The 18,123-nt window shown below is 42.8% G+C and carries 19 protein-coding genes; 12 read left to right on the top strand and 7 right to left on the bottom strand.

All coding sequences use genetic code 11. From position 1 onward, the window contains the following. The first annotated feature begins 54 nt into the window (after positions 1–54). The 3 genes from glyQ (at position 55) to V7K25_RS25345 (ending at position 4,171) form a co-directional block, all read left to right on the top strand. The gene (gene glyQ, locus V7K25_RS25335) at positions 55–951 is read left to right on the top strand and encodes a glycine--tRNA ligase subunit alpha (protein WP_335161734.1); all 897 of its coding nucleotides are present in this window, start codon (positions 55–57) and stop codon (positions 949–951) included. A gap of 501 nt (positions 952–1,452) precedes the next feature. Then, complete coding sequence (locus V7K25_RS25340) at positions 1,453–3,807, top strand: ComEC/Rec2 family competence protein (RefSeq protein WP_335161736.1); 2,355 nt, start codon at positions 1,453–1,455, stop codon at positions 3,805–3,807. 217 nt (positions 3,808–4,024) lie between these two features. Continuing rightward, positions 4,025–4,171 carry a hypothetical protein gene (locus tag V7K25_RS25345; protein WP_335161738.1) on the top strand — a complete coding sequence of 49 codons (147 nt, stop codon included), beginning with the start codon at positions 4,025–4,027 and terminating at the stop codon, positions 4,169–4,171. A gap of 16 nt (positions 4,172–4,187) precedes the next feature. Here the strand turns inward: V7K25_RS25345 and V7K25_RS25350 are convergent, their stop codons facing one another. Further along, a complete protein-coding gene (locus tag V7K25_RS25350) occupies positions 4,188–5,600 on the bottom strand; it encodes an AAA-like domain-containing protein (protein ID WP_335161740.1) in 1,413 nt (470 codons plus the stop codon). 257 nt (positions 5,601–5,857) lie between these two features. On the opposite strand from V7K25_RS25350, the gene rpsO reads away from it, so the two are divergent. From rpsO to aroF, 3 genes are all read left to right on the top strand, one after another. Next, positions 5,858–6,127: a 30S ribosomal protein S15 gene (rpsO, locus tag V7K25_RS25355; RefSeq protein WP_041565894.1), complete on the top strand. Its 270-nt coding sequence runs from the start codon at positions 5,858–5,860 to the stop codon at positions 6,125–6,127. 12 nt (positions 6,128–6,139) lie between these two features. Continuing rightward, on the top strand, positions 6,140–6,610 hold the full coding sequence (locus tag V7K25_RS25360; RefSeq protein WP_335161742.1) for a PAM68 family protein: 471 nt from the start codon (positions 6,140–6,142) through the stop codon (positions 6,608–6,610). 271 nt (positions 6,611–6,881) lie between these two features. After that, positions 6,882–7,940 carry a 3-deoxy-7-phosphoheptulonate synthase gene (gene aroF / locus V7K25_RS25365; RefSeq protein ID WP_335161744.1) on the top strand — a complete coding sequence of 353 codons (1,059 nt, stop codon included), beginning with the start codon at positions 6,882–6,884 and terminating at the stop codon, positions 7,938–7,940. 271 nt (positions 7,941–8,211) lie between these two features. Here the strand turns inward: aroF and V7K25_RS25370 are convergent, their stop codons facing one another. Further along, positions 8,212–9,480, bottom strand: a complete 1,269-nt coding sequence (locus tag V7K25_RS25370) for an HhoA/HhoB/HtrA family serine endopeptidase (protein ID WP_335161746.1) — start codon at positions 9,478–9,480, stop codon at positions 8,212–8,214. Between the two features lie 182 nt (positions 9,481–9,662). Here V7K25_RS25370 and V7K25_RS25375 point away from each other — a divergent pair, with 182 nt between their 5' ends. The 4 genes from V7K25_RS25375 (at position 9,663) to V7K25_RS25390 (ending at position 11,568) form a co-directional block, all read left to right on the top strand. Continuing rightward, a complete protein-coding gene (locus V7K25_RS25375; RefSeq protein ID WP_335161765.1) occupies positions 9,663–10,583 on the top strand; it encodes an ATP adenylyltransferase family protein in 921 nt (306 codons plus the stop codon). Positions 10,584–10,950: 367 nt separating this feature from the next. Beyond that, positions 10,951–11,121, top strand: coding sequence for a phycobiliprotein lyase (locus tag V7K25_RS25380; RefSeq protein ID WP_335161748.1), 171 nt, complete (start codon positions 10,951–10,953; stop codon positions 11,119–11,121). Between the two features lie 4 nt (positions 11,122–11,125). Then, positions 11,126–11,320, top strand: coding sequence for a hypothetical protein (locus V7K25_RS25385; protein WP_335161750.1), 195 nt, complete (start codon positions 11,126–11,128; stop codon positions 11,318–11,320). Further along, positions 11,230–11,568, top strand: a complete 339-nt coding sequence (locus V7K25_RS25390; RefSeq protein ID WP_322650563.1) for a CpeR family transcriptional regulator — start codon at positions 11,230–11,232, stop codon at positions 11,566–11,568. The genes V7K25_RS25385 and V7K25_RS25390 overlap by 91 nt, the downstream gene beginning before the upstream one ends. Positions 11,569–11,942: 374 nt before the next feature. Here V7K25_RS25390 and V7K25_RS25395 read toward each other — a convergent pair whose 3' ends face one another. From V7K25_RS25395 to chlP, 5 genes are all read right to left on the bottom strand, one after another. Further along, positions 11,943–13,295, bottom strand: coding sequence for a pentapeptide repeat-containing protein (locus V7K25_RS25395; protein ID WP_335161753.1), 1,353 nt, complete (start codon positions 13,293–13,295; stop codon positions 11,943–11,945). A 294-nt stretch (positions 13,296–13,589) separates the two neighbouring features. After that, complete coding sequence (locus V7K25_RS25400; RefSeq protein ID WP_335161756.1) at positions 13,590–13,748, bottom strand: hypothetical protein; 159 nt, start codon at positions 13,746–13,748, stop codon at positions 13,590–13,592. A 59-nt stretch (positions 13,749–13,807) separates the two neighbouring features. Then, positions 13,808–15,178, bottom strand: coding sequence for a DUF3370 domain-containing protein (locus V7K25_RS25405; RefSeq protein ID WP_335161757.1), 1,371 nt, complete (start codon positions 15,176–15,178; stop codon positions 13,808–13,810). A 106-nt stretch (positions 15,179–15,284) separates the two neighbouring features. Further along, positions 15,285–15,431, bottom strand: a complete 147-nt coding sequence (locus tag V7K25_RS25410) for a hypothetical protein (RefSeq protein WP_335161759.1) — start codon at positions 15,429–15,431, stop codon at positions 15,285–15,287. A 246-nt stretch (positions 15,432–15,677) separates the two neighbouring features. After that, positions 15,678–16,898 carry a geranylgeranyl reductase gene (gene chlP, locus V7K25_RS25415; protein WP_335161761.1) on the bottom strand — a complete coding sequence of 407 codons (1,221 nt, stop codon included), beginning with the start codon at positions 16,896–16,898 and terminating at the stop codon, positions 15,678–15,680. Positions 16,899–17,086: 188 nt separating this feature from the next. Here chlP and yidD point away from each other — a divergent pair, with 188 nt between their 5' ends. Continuing rightward, on the top strand, positions 17,087–17,566 hold the full coding sequence (gene yidD / locus V7K25_RS25420) for a membrane protein insertion efficiency factor YidD (RefSeq protein WP_335161767.1): 480 nt from the start codon (positions 17,087–17,089) through the stop codon (positions 17,564–17,566). A gap of 105 nt (positions 17,567–17,671) precedes the next feature. After that, a partial coding sequence (locus tag V7K25_RS25425) for a sulfate/molybdate ABC transporter ATP-binding protein (protein WP_335161763.1) occupies positions 17,672–18,123 on the top strand: 452 nt, incomplete at its 3' end.

Raw genomic sequence — 18,123 nt, forward strand, 5'->3', positions numbered from 1 at the left:
CTGCTTCTAGGCAACAATGGTTTATGCACTGTGCCAACCAAATAAGGGGGATGCGTGAATTTTCAGTCGGTTATTGCTTTGTTGCATCAGTTTTGGGCCGATCGCGGTTGTCTCATAGCCCAGCCCTACGATATAGAGAAGGGGGCTGGTACTAAGAATCCGCAGACATTTTTAAGAGCATTGGGGCCGGAACCGTGGGCTGTTGCTTACGTTGAACCTTGTCGTCGCCCTACAGATGGACGCTATGGTGAAAACCCTAATCGCTTCCAACACTATTATCAGTATCAAGTTCTGATCAAGCCGTCCCCAGATAATATTCAGGAGATTTATCTTGATTCGTTAAGGGCTTTAGGTATTTGTCCTGAAGACCACGATATTCGGTTTGTAGAGGATAACTGGGAAGATGCAACGGTGGGAGCTTGGGGCACTGGCTGGGAAGTATGGTTAGATGGGATGGAAGTTACTCAATTTACTTATTTCCAACAGTGTGGGGGAATTGATTGTCGTCCGGTGTCGATTGAGATTACATACGGGTTAGAGCGGCTGACAATGTATCTCCAGCAAGTAGAGGCAATTACTAAGATTCATTGGACGGACAACATTACTTATGGTGATGTTTACCTTCAGGGAGAGATTGAGCAGTGTACTTACAACTTTGAAGCGTCGAATCCTGAGTTGCTACTGACACTATTTAATTTATATGAGCAGGAAGCTACCCAATTGACGGAGCAAGGATTGGTCTTGCCTAGCTTAGATTATGTAATGAAATGTTCACACACGTTCAACCTGCTGGATGCTAGAGGTGTGATTTCCGTGACGGAGAGAACTCGCTATATTGCCAGGATTCGGCATTTAGCTAGGAAAGTAGCTCATTTATATGTTGAGCAAAGGGAGAAGTTGGGTTTTCCGTTACTCAAAGATACTGTAAGTTCAACAGGAAGCCCAATATGATCAAGGGTGCGACTACTCAAACCAAGTACAGCTTTGTATAAAAACGTAAGGTTTTAAAAGCAAGAGGAAGGTAAAGTAAATGCATAGGCGCTTTTCTTTCCCGCAGGCTAGGTACGTAGAGTTTTCCCAATTATCCATGCTCTGCTGAGGTTTAAGCTAAGTATATCTTTGTGATGCGGCTTTTGTTAAAGGACAAAAATACAGTTAAATATTGAGTCTAGAACATTAAAGCTACAAGATAAGGCCCGCCTGTGCGGGCTTTTTTTGTATAAACTTGATGGACTATATTTCACCACAAGGATAAAAATTTTCGCTGTTGCTGATTAAAGAGATGAAAAACTCACGCATAGGCGCTCCAAGCGCAGATAATAAGAGTTTGGAATATTTTATTTTTGAATTTCATAGCCAAATTCAGCAATGCCAATTTTTCTATATTGTTGTCCTAGCTATTTTTAAGTCAACTGTAAATTTGGGTTGTCAGGTGCTTTTACAAAAAATCTTATGATTCAAACCAGTGGTGTAATTATTTGTCTTGGCTACATTTTTGGGTTGCTGTTTACAGCAGTTCCTTGGGGTGGTGTGTGGATTTTGGTTCTGGGGATAGTGGGAGCAATTCTTTTTAAAAGACGCACTACTTTACAGCAACTTGCTCAGAAAGCAGAAAATGCTGGGAGCAAAAATAAGGCAGTGCCTAATACTTGGCAAACTAATCCCCATCCTCGAATATGGCTAGCTGCTGGCTTGGTAGGATTATTGGCAACTCTATATTTTCAATGGCGAGTGCCACAACCAGGTGCAAAAGATATTAGTCAGTTCGTTCCGCTTGGAAATAGCAGTAATCAAGAACAACTTGTAATTGTTCGTGGCGAAGTGGCGAGTAATCCCCGTTTAACTCGCAGTCAGCGTGGACAATTTTGGCTGGAAGCGACTCAGCTAGATGAAGTCAAAAATGACAAAGGTTTAGCAGGTGTGCCAAAAGGGGTTACAGGTAAATTGTATGTGACAGTGCCTATACTTCAGGCGACTGGGTTATACCCTAGTCAACAAATTGCTGTGACTGGGATTTTGTACAAACCAAAGGCGGCTTCAAATCCTGGTGGTTTTGATTTTCAGAAGTTTCTGAAGCAGGAAGGAACCTTTGCTGGTTTAATTGGGCGACAAATAAATGTTTTGGATCAGGAACGTAAATGGGGATGGTGGCAAATTCGGGAGCGAATTGTGCGATCGCAAGTTCGTTGGTTGGGTATCCCTGAAGGGCCTCTTGTCAGTGCAATGGTGTTGGGAAGCAAAGCTGTTGATTTACCCTACGATATCCGTGACTTATTTGTACAAGCAGGATTAGCTCATGCTTTAGCAGCTTCTGGGTTCCAAACTTCTTTGATTTTGAGTGTGATTTTACAGTTAACCAGGCGGGCAAGAAAAGGAACGCAATTTACTCTTGGCTTTTTGGCTTTAATCATTTTTCTGAGTTTAACAGGTTTTCAACCTGCGGTTCTTAGAGCCGTAATTATGGGTTTTGCGGCATTAGTTGGTTTGCTATTAAAAAGAAAAGTCAAACAGTTCGGCTCACTACTATTAGCAGCAACTTTGCTATTAGTATTTAATCCTCTATGGATTTGGGATTTAGGCTTTCAATTAAGTTTTTTAGCAACACTGGGATTAGTTGTAACAGTACCCCCATTAGTTAATCGCCTAGCATGGTTACCACCTGCGATCGCAGCTTTGATTGCTGTTCCCCTAGCTGCTACTATTTGGACTTTACCTGTGCAACTTTTTGTCTTTGGGGTTGTACCATCTTATAGTTTGTTGCTGAATGTGGTTAGTACTCCATTAATTTCGATAATTAGTATAGGTGGAATCATCAGTGCCTTAGTAGGTTTAATTTGGACTCAGGCTGGAAGTTTTTTAGCTGCGGTGTTACATTACCCGACTGATTGGTTAATTAAATTAGTAGAGTTTTTTAGCAAGCTACCAGGGAATTCTGTTGCTGTAGGCAGCATATCTACTTGGCAACTTTTGGCGATTTATGCACTGATTCTATTAGTTTGGCTAGTGCCTTGGTGGCAGAAGCGGTGGTGGTTTGCTAATGTGATTGCCATTGGTTTAGTATTCATCCCTCTTTGGCATTCTACAAATACATTGTTTAGGATAACAGTATTAGAATCTGGTACGGAACCAATTGTAGTTGTTCAAGATAGAGGTACTGTAACTGTAATTAATAGTGGCGATGAAGGGACAGGACGTTTTACAATTTTACCGTTTTTGCAACAACAGGGTGTAAATCAAATTAATTGGGCGATCGCAACTGATTTCCAAGGTAATGAAAGTAATGCTTGGTTGGAATTACTGCAACGTTTACCTATCAAGAATTTTTATGAATATTCCCCCAAATCAGAAAATTCCATTGCAACTCAGGCAATTCAACAAGAACTACAAAAATCTCAAGGAGCTTACCAACCTTTAGCAGTTGGTCAAGCTGTGAAAATGGGTTCTATAGTAGCGCAATTAATCAACGATCAATTACCTATATTACAATTACAAATTCTAGATCAAAATTGGTTGTTAGTAGGTAATATCAAGTCTAAAGAAGTACAGCAACTAGTTAAAAGTGGTAGTTTACCTCGTCCACAAGTATTATGGTGTGCCCCTCAGTCATTAAAAGATTTAGTTATTGCTTTGCAACCACAAGTAGCGATCGCTTCTTCTGCCAACTTTGATCTAAAAGTCTTATCAGAACTAAATCAAAGTCAAACAAAATTATTTTTTACAGGACGAGACGGGGCTATTCAATGGACACCTAATGGTCAGTTTGAGGCGTTTATTGAAGCAACAGAGAATAAGTCTTCTGTCTTATAAAAAACTCAAAACCAAGCAAATTTAAAAAGATGATATTAATTTTTAATCAAAACTAACTAAAGATAGATGTATAACCATTTCAAAGCAAGTAACCTCTCAAAAGGTATGAGAAAGGTCTATTTACTGAGCAGGTGCTAACCCTATGTTTTGGGTAAGTAAGTGGTTATGAAGAATTCAAGGTTTGTAGTGCAATTTTGGATTCAGGAGTATCACATTGATGGAATTCGCTTTGATGCAGTGCGCCAATTGGCTAACTTTGAATTGGCAAGATTGCTTTGATAATCGTGAAGTTGAAGTTAAAGAAGATGGTTTAGTCACTGACTTGCCAAGCTATACAGCCAAGATATTTGTTGAGCAGTTATAGTCTGTGAAGAGCCGTACTATCGCCACTGACTGAACCAATCAGCCCGAGCTGCCTCTAATGCTGTTTGCACTTCGCGTCGTTCGCATTCAATACTTGCAGCTAAAAATTGATAATCCAAATCGCTTAGACTTTTGCCTCGCGCCCAATTTTGAGTATTTTTTAGAGCCTGTCCTCGCAAAAGGCACGATTCATCTTTAAAGGAAGAGGCTACCCAAGTATTGAATGCTTGCGAGTAAGGGCGGAGATTATTTAAGTACTTGATAACCCATTCAGCATTGAAAATATTCCGATAGATGGGATTTTTAATTTTGAGATAGCCGTTGTGTTTCTCGACTAAACCAGATAACAACAGTTCTGTCTGTTCTTGACTATCATCGTTCGAGACAAGAAGATCAGATAATGAAGTATAAACTGTGTCTTTGATTTGTCCCCTGTCCTCTGTCCCCTGCTTTCCTGCTTCCTCTGCTTGTAACACTCGTTGGTAAAGCTCTAATAATCTTCCGGCTCGGTGTTCGTTAAAAAGTAGGCGATCGCGAATTGTGCGGAGGTGTTCGGGATCGTCTTTGGCTAGCCAGTGTTGAATAATGTGCGATCGCACAAATTGTTCTACCCAAGATGTTTCAGTTTCTGGCGGTAAATCAATTTTTCTATTAGATGTTTTTAAAGCTGTATGGACAATTAACTGACAGAGTTTTTGGGTAAGAAATGGTTGTCCCTCTGTCCAGTAAATAATCTCTTGAAGTACTGCTTCAGGTTGAGTTATAACTTCCTCTAATCCTTTTAGCAATGGCGTGGCTTCATAGAGTTTAAAGCCCTGTAAATCTATCGCTGTACCAATGTTAAAAGGTGTGCGACGTTTGTCAGAAATTAGGTTAGACGGACTAGCTACCCCAAACAGGGCAAATCCTAGGCGTTGAAAATTTGGGTCGTGTGCCTGCTGATTATAGCAATGACGAATCCAGGCAAAAAAGTCACTGACAGGAAAACTCAAGCTTAACAAACTATCAATCTCATCAATGAAAATGAAAATACGTTCGGCTTTGGCGTTTGGCAGCAACACTTCTTCTACGAACTGGTGTAGTTTTTGCACAGCCGAAAGACCTGTTTGCATCTCCCACCATTGCTTAAATTTGACTTTTCCCACCAGATTTAAGCCGTAGAATAAGCTGATAATAATACCTTTATACCATTGTTCCGGTGTCGTATCCTCGCTACCCAATGTGGTCACATCCAAGTAAACACAGCTATAGCCTTCTTGTCTGAGACGATAACTTGTACGCTGTAGTAGCGATGACTTGCCCATCTGGCGAGAATTGAACACGTAACAAAAATCACCAGCCTTCAGGCTTGTATAAAGTTTTTCGTCTGCCTGACGAATAACATACGTGGGATCGTTACTACAAAGACTACCCCCTACCTGGTATCTCATATTGAAGTGTGATTATCAAACAAAAAGATTATCACAATGATTAGCAATTTGTAGATAGCTTGATAAGAATGTTGTATATGCAAATACGATTTGGTAGGGCGTCTACTAGCAAAAGATACTGGGGTCTGGCTTCTGACTTACTTAGTCTCGTAGAGTGCAAGACGTAGGAGCAAAGATGATTCCACATCCACCTTGATGGCTGTGATATTATGGGAGACTGCTACATACATTTAGAAAAACTAGAAATTGAATCGATCATGGCTCTGACGCAACTGCGGAAACAAGAAATAATTTCCAACTACCAAGTTCACGAAACCGACACTGGGTCGGCCGATGTCCAAGTTGCCATGCTAACTGAGCGCATTAACCGCCTCAGCGAACATCTCCAGGCAAATAAAAAAGATCATTCTTCCCGGCGGGGACTGTTAAAGCTAATTGGTCAGCGCAAGCGTCTTCTAGCCTATATATCACAAGAAAGTCGGGAAAAGTATCAAGCTTTGATCGCTCGTCTCGGTATTCGTGGATAGGGATTATCGCTTATGTCTGCTGAAGAATCTGAACGCAGTCGCTTGCCCTTTGAACCAAACAAAAAGCGCCAAAAACCCGCAAAAACTCAAAGTAAACCAGCAGCACAGCCACAAGAATCTGGCAAACAGGCTGATAGAAAACGGTCTTACACCAAACAAGAGATGGCTATTCCCCAAGTAGTCAGCCAGAGGATGATCCGCCGGGTAGCTGGGTTCTGTGGTGTACCAACAGCTTTGGGCATTAGCGTCCTGGTTGTCAGCTATTTGCTTGCTATCTATTCCAAGATCCAGCTACCTCCCATCGCCGTGTTATTGGTGAATATAGGATTATTTGGTTTAGGGGTTTTAGGGATAACTTATGGCGTTCTTTCTGCGTCTTGGGATGAAGAAAGAGTTGGAACTTTGCTGGGATTGGGTGAGTTCAACACCAATTGGGGACGAATGGTGGCAGTTTGGCGCGAAACTCGCCAAAAAAACTCATAATTATCGGCGCTCAGGTAGTAGATAACTGCGGTATTGGGTAGATGAAGAAATGAATGTTGAAGTTGAAATTTTATAACTTCAACATTGCTAATTAAAATTATTTAATCTTTTTTATACCCCATTCCAGTTATTTAGCAGTAAAATTACTGACTGGGCGCTATATTTTGTAAATATATTTTATTTTTAACTCTTTGTAATTAGGCTAATAAGCAACAATAAAGCTAGTCCATTTACAGACAATTTTACTCAATTAATAATCAGGAACTTTCACATGATTATAGTAATGAAAAGTGGTTCCCCAGAGGCGGAAATAAACCGCATTGATGAGGAACTAACTAGCTGGGGGCTAACTCCAGAAAAAATTATTGGTCAACACAAAGTAGTTATTGGTTTAGTAGGTGAAACCGCCAGCTTAGATGCACTACAAATTCAGGAACTAAGCCCTTGGATTGAGCAGGTGTTGCGGGTAGAGCAGCCTTACAAACGAGCCAGTCGTCAGTATCGCCACGGCGAAGCTTCGGAAGTGGTGGTTAATACTCCTAATGGAGCGGTGATATTTGGTGAAAACCAGCCTTTAGTAGTGGTTGCCGGGCCATGCTCGGTAGAAAATGAAGAAATGATTGTGGAGACAGCGCGGCGCGTCAAGGCGGCTGGAGCTACATTTTTGCGCGGCGGCGCATACAAACCGCGGACTTCACCTTACGCCTTCCAAGGACACGGCGAGAGTGCTTTGGATTTATTGGCGAGGGCGCGGGAAGTAAGCGGACTAGGTATTATTACAGAAGTGATGGATGCTGCTGACCTAGATAAAATTGCCGAAATTGCTGATGTAATCCAGGTGGGGGCTAGGAATATGCAGAATTTCTCCTTGCTCAAAAAAGTGGGAGCGCAGCCGAAACCAGTTCTGTTGAAGCGGGGAATGGCGGCTACTATTGAAGATTGGTTGATGGCAGCCGAGTATATTCTGGCATCCGGCAATTCCAATGTAATTTTGTGTGAAAGGGGAATACGCACCTTTGACCGTCAGTATACGCGAAATACGCTGGATTTATCAGTAGTGCCAGTGTTACGAAAGCTGACTCATCTGCCAATTATGATTGACCCCAGCCACGGCGTAGGTTGGTCTGAATTTGTGCCTTCAATGGCAATGGCTGCGATCGCAGCTGGCACAGATTCCTTGATGATAGAGGTTCACCCTAACCCTGCCAAAGCCTTATCCGACGGGCCCCAATCTCTCACACCAGACCGTTTCGATAACTTAATGCAAGAATTAGCAGTGATTGGGAAGGCGGTGGGACGCTGGCAGCAACCAGCAGTGGCTCTAGCTTAAAATTCAGTTGTAACTTTGCGATCGGTGTCTCAGCATAACTCCGAGTTTGTAGTAAGGACTTTAGTCTTGATAGACTTTCCTGTGAGCGAGCAATCGCTTCCTAGAAATTCGAATTTTATTGTATGTTTAATTATGCTCATGAATGTATACCTATGAATAAAGCCGTCTTACTAGTAAGACGGCTTTATTTTGAGCTTTCTTGGTTTTTTGAAATTAGTTTAGAAGCTGATATTACTACTCAAAAATCGCTCAAAAAGGCTTACCACAGCGATTATTGTACTTGCGCGGGGAAAGCACCAGGTTGCACAGCTATGTTAAGATTTTGCCCATTGCGACGTAATTCCATACGTAAATCGCCCCCGACTTGGCTATTTTCTACTGCTCTTTGAACACTGCTGGCATCTGTGACTGTTTGCCCACCAAGCTTTTGGATCACATCCCCAGCACGTATCCCTGCTTTAGCAGCTGGTGAATTTGGGACAACTTTCACAACTAATACACCTTTATCTTCATTCACACTCAAACCGCTATTGGGATCTGAGTTGATATTCTGTTTTAGCTGAGGCGTTAACCCTACCATCTGAATTCCTAGATAAGGATGTTCTACTTTGCCTGTAGCTATTAGTTGACTGGAAATGCGTTGGGCTGTGTTGATAGGAATAGCAAAGCCTAATCCTTGTGCCCCTTGGATAATGGCTGTATTCATGGCAATTACCTCGCCACGGTAATTTAGCAGGGGGCCGCCGGAGTTACCGGGATTAATTGCTGCGTCAGTTTGAATATACTCTACTCGCTTATCGGGAGCGCCGATTTGATTGCTATTGCGTCCGGTAGCACTGATGATTCCGGTAGTTACTGTATTATCTAATCCAAGGGGGTTGCCGATCGCGATCGCCCATTCTCCCGGTTGCAGTTTATCTGAGTTACCCAAAGCTACTATCGGTAGATTGTCCGCCTGAATCTTGACAACAGCAACATCTGTCAACTCATCTTTACCTAACACTTTTCCTTTAAAGGTACGCCCATCCTTGAGGGTTACTGTTACTGTATCAGCACCATCAACTACGTGGGCGTTGGTGAGAATACGACCATCAGCACTAATAATAAAACCTGAACCAGTACCCCGTTCTACTCGATTTTGTTGTTGATCTGGTATTTGAGAGCCAAAAAAGCGTTGGAAGAATGGATCGTTGCTAAATTCATCTGGTATCTGGGTTTTTACGGTTCGTGAAGAGTCAATCCGCACCACAGCCGGGCCGACCTTTTGCACCACCTGGGTAACAAAGTTAGGATCTGTGGTAGCTGGTAATGGAGGAGCAGCATTTACTCGACTCACTGCCAAATTAGATGCATTTTCAGACACCTGCCGAGGGTGTCCGGCCATATAGCCGCCTGCTAATGTCATACCTGATCCCAGCAGCACCAGCGATAGAGAGGCGGCAGCCTTTTTCCAGGGTGCTCGATTATGGTATTTGGCATCAGCAGTGTTATGTGAAATGCTATTTGATGGGTGTTCTCCGTCGCGAGATTCGTTTTGCATTGCTGTCTGGAAAGATATTTAGATGTATTACTAATGTAGATATGATTTGTGACAGTTTTGTTGCGGAGGTATTGCGTTGTTATGAAAGCTTTGATATTTTACTGAACCGTATTGCAATATAGTCATTGTTAAAGGGGCACAGCTTTGTGCTGGGTGTTCGTACTATGCCTGAAGGTATAAAAATGGCACGGGGAAAAATTTTACTTAAGCCTGGCACTTTATGGACAAGTGTTAAAGAACGGACTGAACATGCTTTGCAATGCGGGGCGCTACTATCGATTCCGACAGAATTTGAATTTGTTGAACAGGATGGAGCGCGCTTTTTGGTGCGAATCTTGTCTAACCTGAATCGCAAAAAAGCAGCTAAGGAGAAACAGGAAAAACAATCTGCTACTTCTGGTGAAGAGTTTAATCCTTTTTTGCCCTACGAAGAGGATTTATTTGTGGCGGATATTTCCGAGACTCATGTATGTATCTTGAATAAATTCAATGTTGTTGATTATCACTTGCTAATCATCACCCGCGCCTTCGAGGAACAGGAAAGCTTACTCACCCTGGAAGATTTTACGGCTATGTGGGCATGTTTAGCTGATTTCGATGGTTTAGCATTTTACAACAGTGGCAAAACCGCAGGCGCTAGTCAGCGACACAAGCACTTGCAATTAGTGCCGCTACCACTTGCACTTTCGGGGCCGCAGATACCCATTGAACCTCTACTAACAGCAGCACAATTTCAGGAATCGATACCTTCTGGTGCATCCGCTACGCCAACGTTAGGCTTTACCAACGTAATACCAAAACTTCCTTTTGTACACGCTTTCGCACCATTAAATCCCCATTGGGTACAATCGCCATTTGCGGGGGGACAAGCAACTTTGGAAGTTTATCGTACTTTGCTACATTGTGTGGGAACTGGTGCTTACAATCTGTTAGCGACGCGAGAATGGATGTTAATCGTACCGCGATCGCAGGAGCATTTCCAGTCTATCTCTGTAAATTCATTAGGATTTGCTGGTGCTTTACTAGTGAAAAATGCAGCAGAAATGGAGATTCTCAAGGCCCAAGGCCCGATGACCATCCTCAAGAATGTCGCTGTATGCTAGTAAACTTGGTGCGATGTCTACAAGGGACTTTGCATCAAATTATATACCTGACTTTTCACAGTATTTAGAAAACCTCACTTCTATTTCTCTTTTCTTTACGAAACTAGGACGGGCGGCAAAATCATTAGGATCGCTGAAGTTGCTTAGATTTGCCTAAAAATAGATGAGAAAGGGACTGGGAAAAACGAAGAGAATAATAACTCAGTAATCCTAACTCAGCACTGGCTCAACGCCCCGCGATCGCTAACAGCACTTAGCACATCTGAATGCGGTTATGATCGAGAAGGGTAGCATCTCGGCTGGGAGAATAATTTTTTAGCCAAGATACCTTTTGGATTGTAAGCTACTTTGTCAAACCACTTTTCTAATGGAAATTACTGAATACTTTGAACTTTCAATTGGACGATGGCGATCGCACCATAGCGATCGTTATTTAGCATTCACTCACTTTGAGCAAGTGCTTTCTAACACTGACATTGAGGCTCTATCCGTCGATAAGTCGGCGGTGGTAAAAATTTGTTTGGATAAATCTAGATAAAGGTATGGATATTGAAACCCACAAGCAAATATGGGGGCCAGCCTCTGGCACTTTGCGATTTGAAAAACGGGAAAGTTTTGCTGATGATTCATGTGCGGTGAGCGCTTTATGTCGATTCAGCTTGAATCTATTAAATCTAAAATGTTACCTCCACAAGCTGAAAAAAAAATGCGCTGCTGGATTCGCAGTCGCCACTTGATTTGTTCGGGTAATTTTTTTATCTTCGAGACATTAGAATATACCACCATTGAAAGATTTTCTCAATGTGTCGCTTCTTTAGGAGGAACAGTAATATCCGTTGAACCCATTAATAAAATATGGATGGGCGATCATCGCCAAGTCATTTTATATCAGGCAAAAGCTAGTTTACATACGCCTCATCATACTTTGAAACAATACTGGATAAAATCTGGTAGTGCATACACTAAATTTGATGAGCGTGCTTGAGAGTTACTATCCTGCGGAAATATTTCTGACAGGCGTCTATACTACAATTCAAAATTAAGTTTTGAATTTTAAATACTCCCCAAGGGAGTTGACGGCTAATTGTTAATGTCTGATTGCTAATTTTTTTATAATTATTAGCTGTTGGTTATTAACAGTTAGCCGTCTAAGTTTGTTAGAGAATATAACTAAAAAATTTTCCAAAACTTTTAGCCTTAACCGAAGCGTATTGGTATTTAACCTAGGTGAACCGATTAAAGATAATCCAAAATTTCTAAGCTGTTGAAAATTTTACTTGTATATTATCTCGAAGTAAAACTATCGTGGGGTGGGAATCTTGCCCACCTTGGTTATGCAAATTAAAAGTACATTATTAACTATCTTCCCAACTTATTGGGAATGCCTTCACAACCACCAGGAATAGTACTTCTAGTTTTTTCACCACCCCAAGCACAACAGTAGTTACGTGTAGACTCAGACATGCGCTGCACATTGGTGAAATCGGCATTTTCCACCACAGCGCCAGTGTGTTCGCCGGTTTGATAATCTGGTCGTTCAGTGCGACTGCGGGGTGATGCTTTATCCACTACTCCGTAGAATAGGCGAATCCCGTTGATATCAGCACCACTGAGATTGGCACTATATAAAATTGTGCGGGAGAGGTTGGCTTTTACTAAATCACAACCGCTCAGGTTAGCGCGGACAAGATTGGCTTCGCTCAGGTCAGTCCAACGCAAATCAGTACTAGAAAGGTCTGCTGCGGCTAGCGTTACGCCTAAATCGATGACACGCACACCTTCCAGGCGGTCTTCTGCATATCCGCCACTGCCGTCGAGAATGGCTCGACCTAATAGCCGATCGCGTTGTAAGGGTGACAGTAACTTGGAACGTGAGAGAAAGCGGAGAATTTTCGCTTTACCACTTCCATCTACACTACTTAAAATTGCCGCAGTCCGTCCTTCAGCGATCGCTCTTTCTTGGGGCCAATCTTCTAATAATCCTTCTTGATCTAATACTAAATCTGAAACGCCTTGAAAATAGGAATCAATTGTCTGCTGCTGGGTAATAATATTTTGCTGAACTGTCAGCAGGTTTTGCTGAATTGTCAAGTCTTTGGAAATAACATATTGTCGCCACGCTACGTAAACGGCGATGACGGCGATCAGAATTTGCCCCAATGCACCAAACCAATCTGCTAGGGTTCCAGCAATCTCCCAGTTAATCTGGCGTCCCCAAACTAGCAAGCGATCGCCTACACCTGTAAACTTTATCAAGCCGATGATGGCTACTATTAGTCCCAAAATGGCAACAAACAAGGTGCGTTCTTGGGCTGAAAACCACTCGTATAATGCTTTTTGTAACCAAGGCAATAATATCGCTAGGGATAACAGCAAAGTTATCAGGGTTCCGATAATGCCGACGAGCCAGTTATTGAGGATAACTCCAATGAAGGTGATGGCGATCGCTATTAAAGTAATTAGCAATGCCCTCGGCTTAACCACGAATTGCTTGGTAGTAGGTTGCTGAAAGTCAGAACGGGCTTGTTGGAGAGCAGTTGTATATTGCGGAGATTTCAAAGATGCGATCGCTGCTAGGGCTTGTTGTGTAGCTAGTACTTCTGAGCTTAGGTTCTTCTCAGTTGCACTCCCGTCAAAGTCATCAGGTTGCAAGTCGTTTTCGGGGATTGGTTCTGGGGTTGGTAGATTAGAGGAATTGGATTCAATCGTCATGTTTTCTATTTTGCCCCAGCAGATTCAATTCAACATCTGTTTTATCAGAAATTGCACTAAACCAAAAACCTGTATTTTAGCCAACTCAAAAACGGGCGTTGCTGATTCCATGCATGAAAATGATTTTGCATAAGACCAAAATCCTTGTAGAAACGTAGCAATACTACGTCTCTACAAAGATTCATAATTCAATTCAGTAACGCCTTTTTATTTCTGGTCAACACGATTGGCTACGGTGTAGACACAAGTTTTTTAAAGTTACTGCGTAATGTAGAGTAGCTTAATTTTTGCAAGTCAATGCAACAAAGATGCAGGTCGATACAACAAAGATGCAGGTCGATACAACAAAGATGCAGGTCGATACAACAAAGATGCAGGTCGATGCAACAAAGATACAGGTCGATGCAACAAAGATACAGGTCGATACAACAAAGACGCATGTCGATGCAACAAAGATGCAGGTCAATACAACAAAGATGCAGGTCGATGCAACAAAGACGCAGGTTGTCTCGTTAAGTTTGGTCTACAGTTTGAATTGTCAGCATCTGAGGGGGCGTAGCATCAGGTGGGTAGAGAAAATCCACTTGTACCAGTCGCTGCTGGCCAGGGGATATTTTTAATTGAGCAAGCGGTTCTCCTATCTGTCCCTCTTGTTGAACTAAATGCCAGTATTGGGTTCTAGGTAAGCCATTATCGTCATTGTAGCGAATACGAACTGTACCTCGAAAAAAGACGGATGGTTGGGGTGGTGAAAAAAAGCGAAGCCCTGGTTTACTTAACTCATCTTCTTTGATAGGCGTTTGGAAAAGCACCTTTATAGTTTGCGGCTTATTCGTATTGTTGATTAATGGTAGAGAGATGTTGTATTCAATGCCGTAGTTGCCGTGAGCTTCGTAAGCAGTACCAGGATAACGCGCCACTAGTTTAGCAGTTTGGTTTTGTCCAGTACCCATTTTGCCTGCCAAAAGGGTACTTAAACCGTAGGAAAAAGCTTGTCCTGATTCGGGAATTGTTAGGTATGAACTATTCGAGTTGGTAACTTGTACTTGCCAACGAGAGCCAACAGCTACCCCAGCTACCCGTCCGTAAATTTCTGTTGCCCCTTCAAGGTGATTGGGAGGACTGGGAGCAGGTTCACGCGGCCCTGCAAAATCACCATTTTCTAACAAATTCTCCCATTCTTCTAAAGTCGGCGCTCGTTCAGTACCATCAGGATTGGGTTTGGCAAACATGGCTAGGTTCGCCAGATAAACAGGACGATCGCTATACAAATGTAACAAAGTAGAACGTCCATTCAATGGCGGGGTTAAAGAACGCACTGGAATTGGATGATTCATTAACATCCGGCTTTGTTTTGGTGGAATTACCAACTGGGCTGGCCATCCTGACTGCCGTCTGACTCGCAGCATATCATTCATCACGCGATCGCCTGGCCCAGCATAAATATTTCCCGAATTATTTGACAGCATGGGAGGCAGCTTGACAAAAGGTGCATCAGGTTGACTCACATAACTAGCTGCTTGCAATATATTGACAGTTGCAGGGCGATCGCTGGGATTGTAAACAATCACCCCCAAATAAAGAGTCCGCAAATCATTTGGAGTCTCAATTGCTCTAGCAATATGGTGAGAAAATAAATCAAACCGTCCCTGAAATGGAAAGTTCAAGTGGGCGCTGGGTACTTTTTTGCCTTGAGGAGGAAATGTAGACAGCAGAATTCCTTCACTCTGAACTACTTCTGGGTTATTACTGTTAAATACCGGTACTTCATCAAGATGTCCTGTTAAAGGTCTTGTTTGTTGAGGAACGAAGATTTCCTGTGGTGTAGGTGCAGGAGAAGGCGATGCTTGAGCCAAAAACAAATAGGAAAGAAAATTAAGCATTTATTTATTCAAAAAGCAATTTATCGCTGAAGTTAAGACCTAAATTGTCCTGACAGCGATGTCTACGACGGGCTATGCCAACGCCAGACCCGTTGCTCACCTGACTTTAACAGCCTGGAGCGATCGCTTTATTATGCTTACTCCTTCGTCGAGGTGAATGAGTATTCGTTTTAGGGGCAATACCCTGCAATGCCAACGCATCGGCTGACAATGCCAACGCATCGGCTGACAATGCCAATGCGTTCTTTTGCATTAAAAACGCTACAATTTTACGCAAAGCTGTACTAAGCTGTCGCGCCTACAAGTTGCACTTTTTGGACACCGTAACTCTTGATAAATCAAGAATGCTTTGGAAAAGTAAAGACGCGACAGCTTATCAAATGATAAAAATATATTATGGGGTAGGCATCTTGCCCGCCCTGATTAATGAGCGTGCAGAATGTCCACCCCACAAAATTGAGTAATGTACTTGTTGCAATTCCCAGTCCTTTGCACTCAATTAAGGTGCAAGGGCATTACCCCGAATTAGACTACCAATAGTTTTGGCAGTAATCTTCAGTTGGGTGATGGGATTAGCAGGGACAACCGTCTTATACAGATAGCTATCGAATGTTAGCCGTTGTACATCAAGGTCATCACACATTTCCACAAACGCTTCGCGGGTGGCGTTAGAACGATAGAACACGGTTTGCAGAATGTCCAGCACCTTGTAAGTGAGTCCGTATCTTTTATCCCAACGCTTCAGGTAAACCTTCAGGTCGCCTTCTGTAGGAATACGGCTACCACTGTTAGATGTTTCTACAATGGTTTCGGCACACATCCGCCCAGATTTAGCCGCAAAATAAATACCTTCACCAGAGGACTTGGTAACGTAACCAGCAGCATCTCCCACTAAAGCGATGCGACCAACAACACGACGGGGACGGGGATGTTCGGGAATGGGGTGGGCTTCTACTTTGATGATTTTACCGCCTGCCAATTTCTCCGAAGCACGGGCGCGGATACCAGCTTGTAATTGTTTGATGCTGGCTTTATTGACATGCATTGTGCCAGTACCAACCGCTACGTGGTCATATTTGGGGAAAACCCAAGCGTAGAAATCGGTAGAAACGTCATCACCGACATACATTTCGGCGAGGTCGTTATAGTAGGCCATTTTGTCTTCGGGTAAGCGAATTCGCTCTTGGAAAGCGATCGCATAATTGTAATCCCCAGCGTCCATTTCTTTAGCAACGCGAGAATTAGCTCCATCCGCCCCAATAATTAGATCCACCTTCAGAGTTTTGGCAATACCCTGTGATATTCCATCTGTATGGTCAACGTAATGGATGGTATAGGGATCGGTATTGTTTCCTGGTATATCAAGTTTATGAACAGTTGCATTAATTAAATTTGCGCCGACTTTTGCCGCGCGATCGCGCAAAAAGCCATCTAGTACTTCCCGGCGGCACATTCCTATATATTCATCTTCATTTATCAGATTGATATCAACCTCACGATTGGAAGGCGAAATCATTTTCATCTTCCGTACCCGGCGATCGATAATCTCTGGTGGCAAGTCAAATTCACTCACCATACATAGGGGAATTGCACCCCCGCAAGGCTTCGCATTGTCTAGCTTCCGCTCAAACAGGTAGGTTTCAATCCCAGAGGCTGCCAGTGTTTCTGCGGCAGATGAACCAGCAGGGCCTGACCCAATAACAGCAACCCGTAGTGTCAAAGGTCTTTCTCCCAATCTTCACATTTACCGAGAGCATAGTACCACGGTCTTTCTAGTGATTTGGCGCTTTTCCTCCAGGTTCCTGCACAAATGCAATATTCCTTAATGTTTCGATACGAATTAGGGATTGTGGATTGGATATTGAGATTGGGAAGAATGAAGAATATTGCCTAGCCCTAGTCCCCAATATGCAGCATTCTTCATTTGATTCTCTTAGCAGACAAGTCAGCATTGCCGCAATTAGTGGCTATCAAAAGCATATTTCCCCATACAAAGGCTTTGTTTGCGCTCACCGCTTGTTATATGGTGGTGAATCTTGCTCTGGCTACTTCAAGCGGGTAGTTGCTAAAGAAGGGTTAAAAGCAGCTTTTGTTAATTCCCGTGAAAGATTTCAAGCTTGTAAGCAAGCTAACCAAATTTTGCGAGCGCAAACCGAGAACTCAGAAGAATCGACAGAAGAGGAAGCAGACACGCAGCAACGACAAAAAACATCTGGTAAAGTTGCTCAAAAATCCTCATTTATTAGCACCAATAATACTGACTGTTTTGATTGTGCCGATTTGGGCTGCAATTGTGCCGAAATGGTTAGTATAACTCCTGATTGTGGTTTCCCGGATTGCAGTGGTGCTGACTGTAGCTTCCTCGATTGCGGCAGTTGTGGTAGCTAAAATCTTGGTTAAATCTTGTTTATCTCTAACTAACGATATATGGTATATGTAAGACACAGTAATCCTAGCAGGAAACTGTAGATTAATTGCAGAGGTACAGCAGCAGTGGGCATAGTAGTTGAGAATGTCTCCAAACAATTCGGGAGTTTCAAGGCAGTTGATCAAGTCAGCCTGGAAATTAAGAGTGGTTCGCTAGTTGCGTTGCTCGGCCCATCGGGATCAGGTAAATCTACGCTACTACGGTTAATTTCAGGTTTAGAAATGCCAGATAGCGGCAAAATCCTGCTGACTGGTAAGGACGCTACATACCAAAGCGTGCAACAGCGCAATATTGGCTTTGTATTTCAGCACTATGCCCTATTTAAGCATCTGACTGTCAAGGATAATATTGCCTTTGGTTTAGAAATTCGTAAGGCACAGCCAAAGAAAATTAAGGGGCGGGTAGAACAGTTACTGGAATTGGTGCAATTGACTGGATTAGGCGATCGCTATCCATCACAACTTTCTGGTGGTCAAAGACAACGGGTAGCATTAGCAAGGGCACTGGCAGTAGAACC

The sequence above is a fragment of the Nostoc sp. genome (genome assembly GCF_036919495.1).
Classification (GTDB): domain Bacteria; phylum Cyanobacteriota; class Cyanobacteriia; order Cyanobacteriales; family Nostocaceae; genus Nostoc.

Coding starts and splice junctions, on each gene's coding strand:
- V7K25_RS25350 (WP_335161740.1), bottom strand. CDS start 5,600: ATGAGATACCAGGTAGGGGGTAGTCTTTGTAGTAACGATCCCACGTAT.
- V7K25_RS25340 (WP_335161736.1), top strand. CDS start 1,453: ATGATTCAAACCAGTGGTGTAATTATTTGTCTTGGCTACATTTTTGGG.
- V7K25_RS25380 (WP_335161748.1), top strand. CDS start 10,951: ATGGAAATTACTGAATACTTTGAACTTTCAATTGGACGATGGCGATCG.
- V7K25_RS25410 (WP_335161759.1), bottom strand. CDS start 15,431: ATGCAAAAGAACGCATTGGCATTGTCAGCCGATGCGTTGGCATTGTCA.
- V7K25_RS25405 (WP_335161757.1), bottom strand. CDS start 15,178: ATGCTTAATTTTCTTTCCTATTTGTTTTTGGCTCAAGCATCGCCTTCT.
- V7K25_RS25360 (WP_335161742.1), top strand. CDS start 6,140: ATGTCTGCTGAAGAATCTGAACGCAGTCGCTTGCCCTTTGAACCAAAC.
- rpsO (WP_041565894.1), top strand. CDS start 5,858: ATGGCTCTGACGCAACTGCGGAAACAAGAAATAATTTCCAACTACCAA.
- V7K25_RS25395 (WP_335161753.1), bottom strand. CDS start 13,295: ATGACGATTGAATCCAATTCCTCTAATCTACCAACCCCAGAACCAATC.
- V7K25_RS25390 (WP_322650563.1), top strand. CDS start 11,230: ATGTCGATTCAGCTTGAATCTATTAAATCTAAAATGTTACCTCCACAA.
- V7K25_RS25385 (WP_335161750.1), top strand. CDS start 11,126: ATGGATATTGAAACCCACAAGCAAATATGGGGGCCAGCCTCTGGCACT.
- V7K25_RS25345 (WP_335161738.1), top strand. CDS start 4,025: ATGGAATTCGCTTTGATGCAGTGCGCCAATTGGCTAACTTTGAATTGG.
- V7K25_RS25375 (WP_335161765.1), top strand. CDS start 9,663: ATGGCACGGGGAAAAATTTTACTTAAGCCTGGCACTTTATGGACAAGT.
- aroF (WP_335161744.1), top strand. CDS start 6,882: ATGATTATAGTAATGAAAAGTGGTTCCCCAGAGGCGGAAATAAACCGC.
- yidD (WP_335161767.1), top strand. CDS start 17,087: ATGCAGCATTCTTCATTTGATTCTCTTAGCAGACAAGTCAGCATTGCC.
- V7K25_RS25370 (WP_335161746.1), bottom strand. CDS start 9,480: ATGCAAAACGAATCTCGCGACGGAGAACACCCATCAAATAGCATTTCA.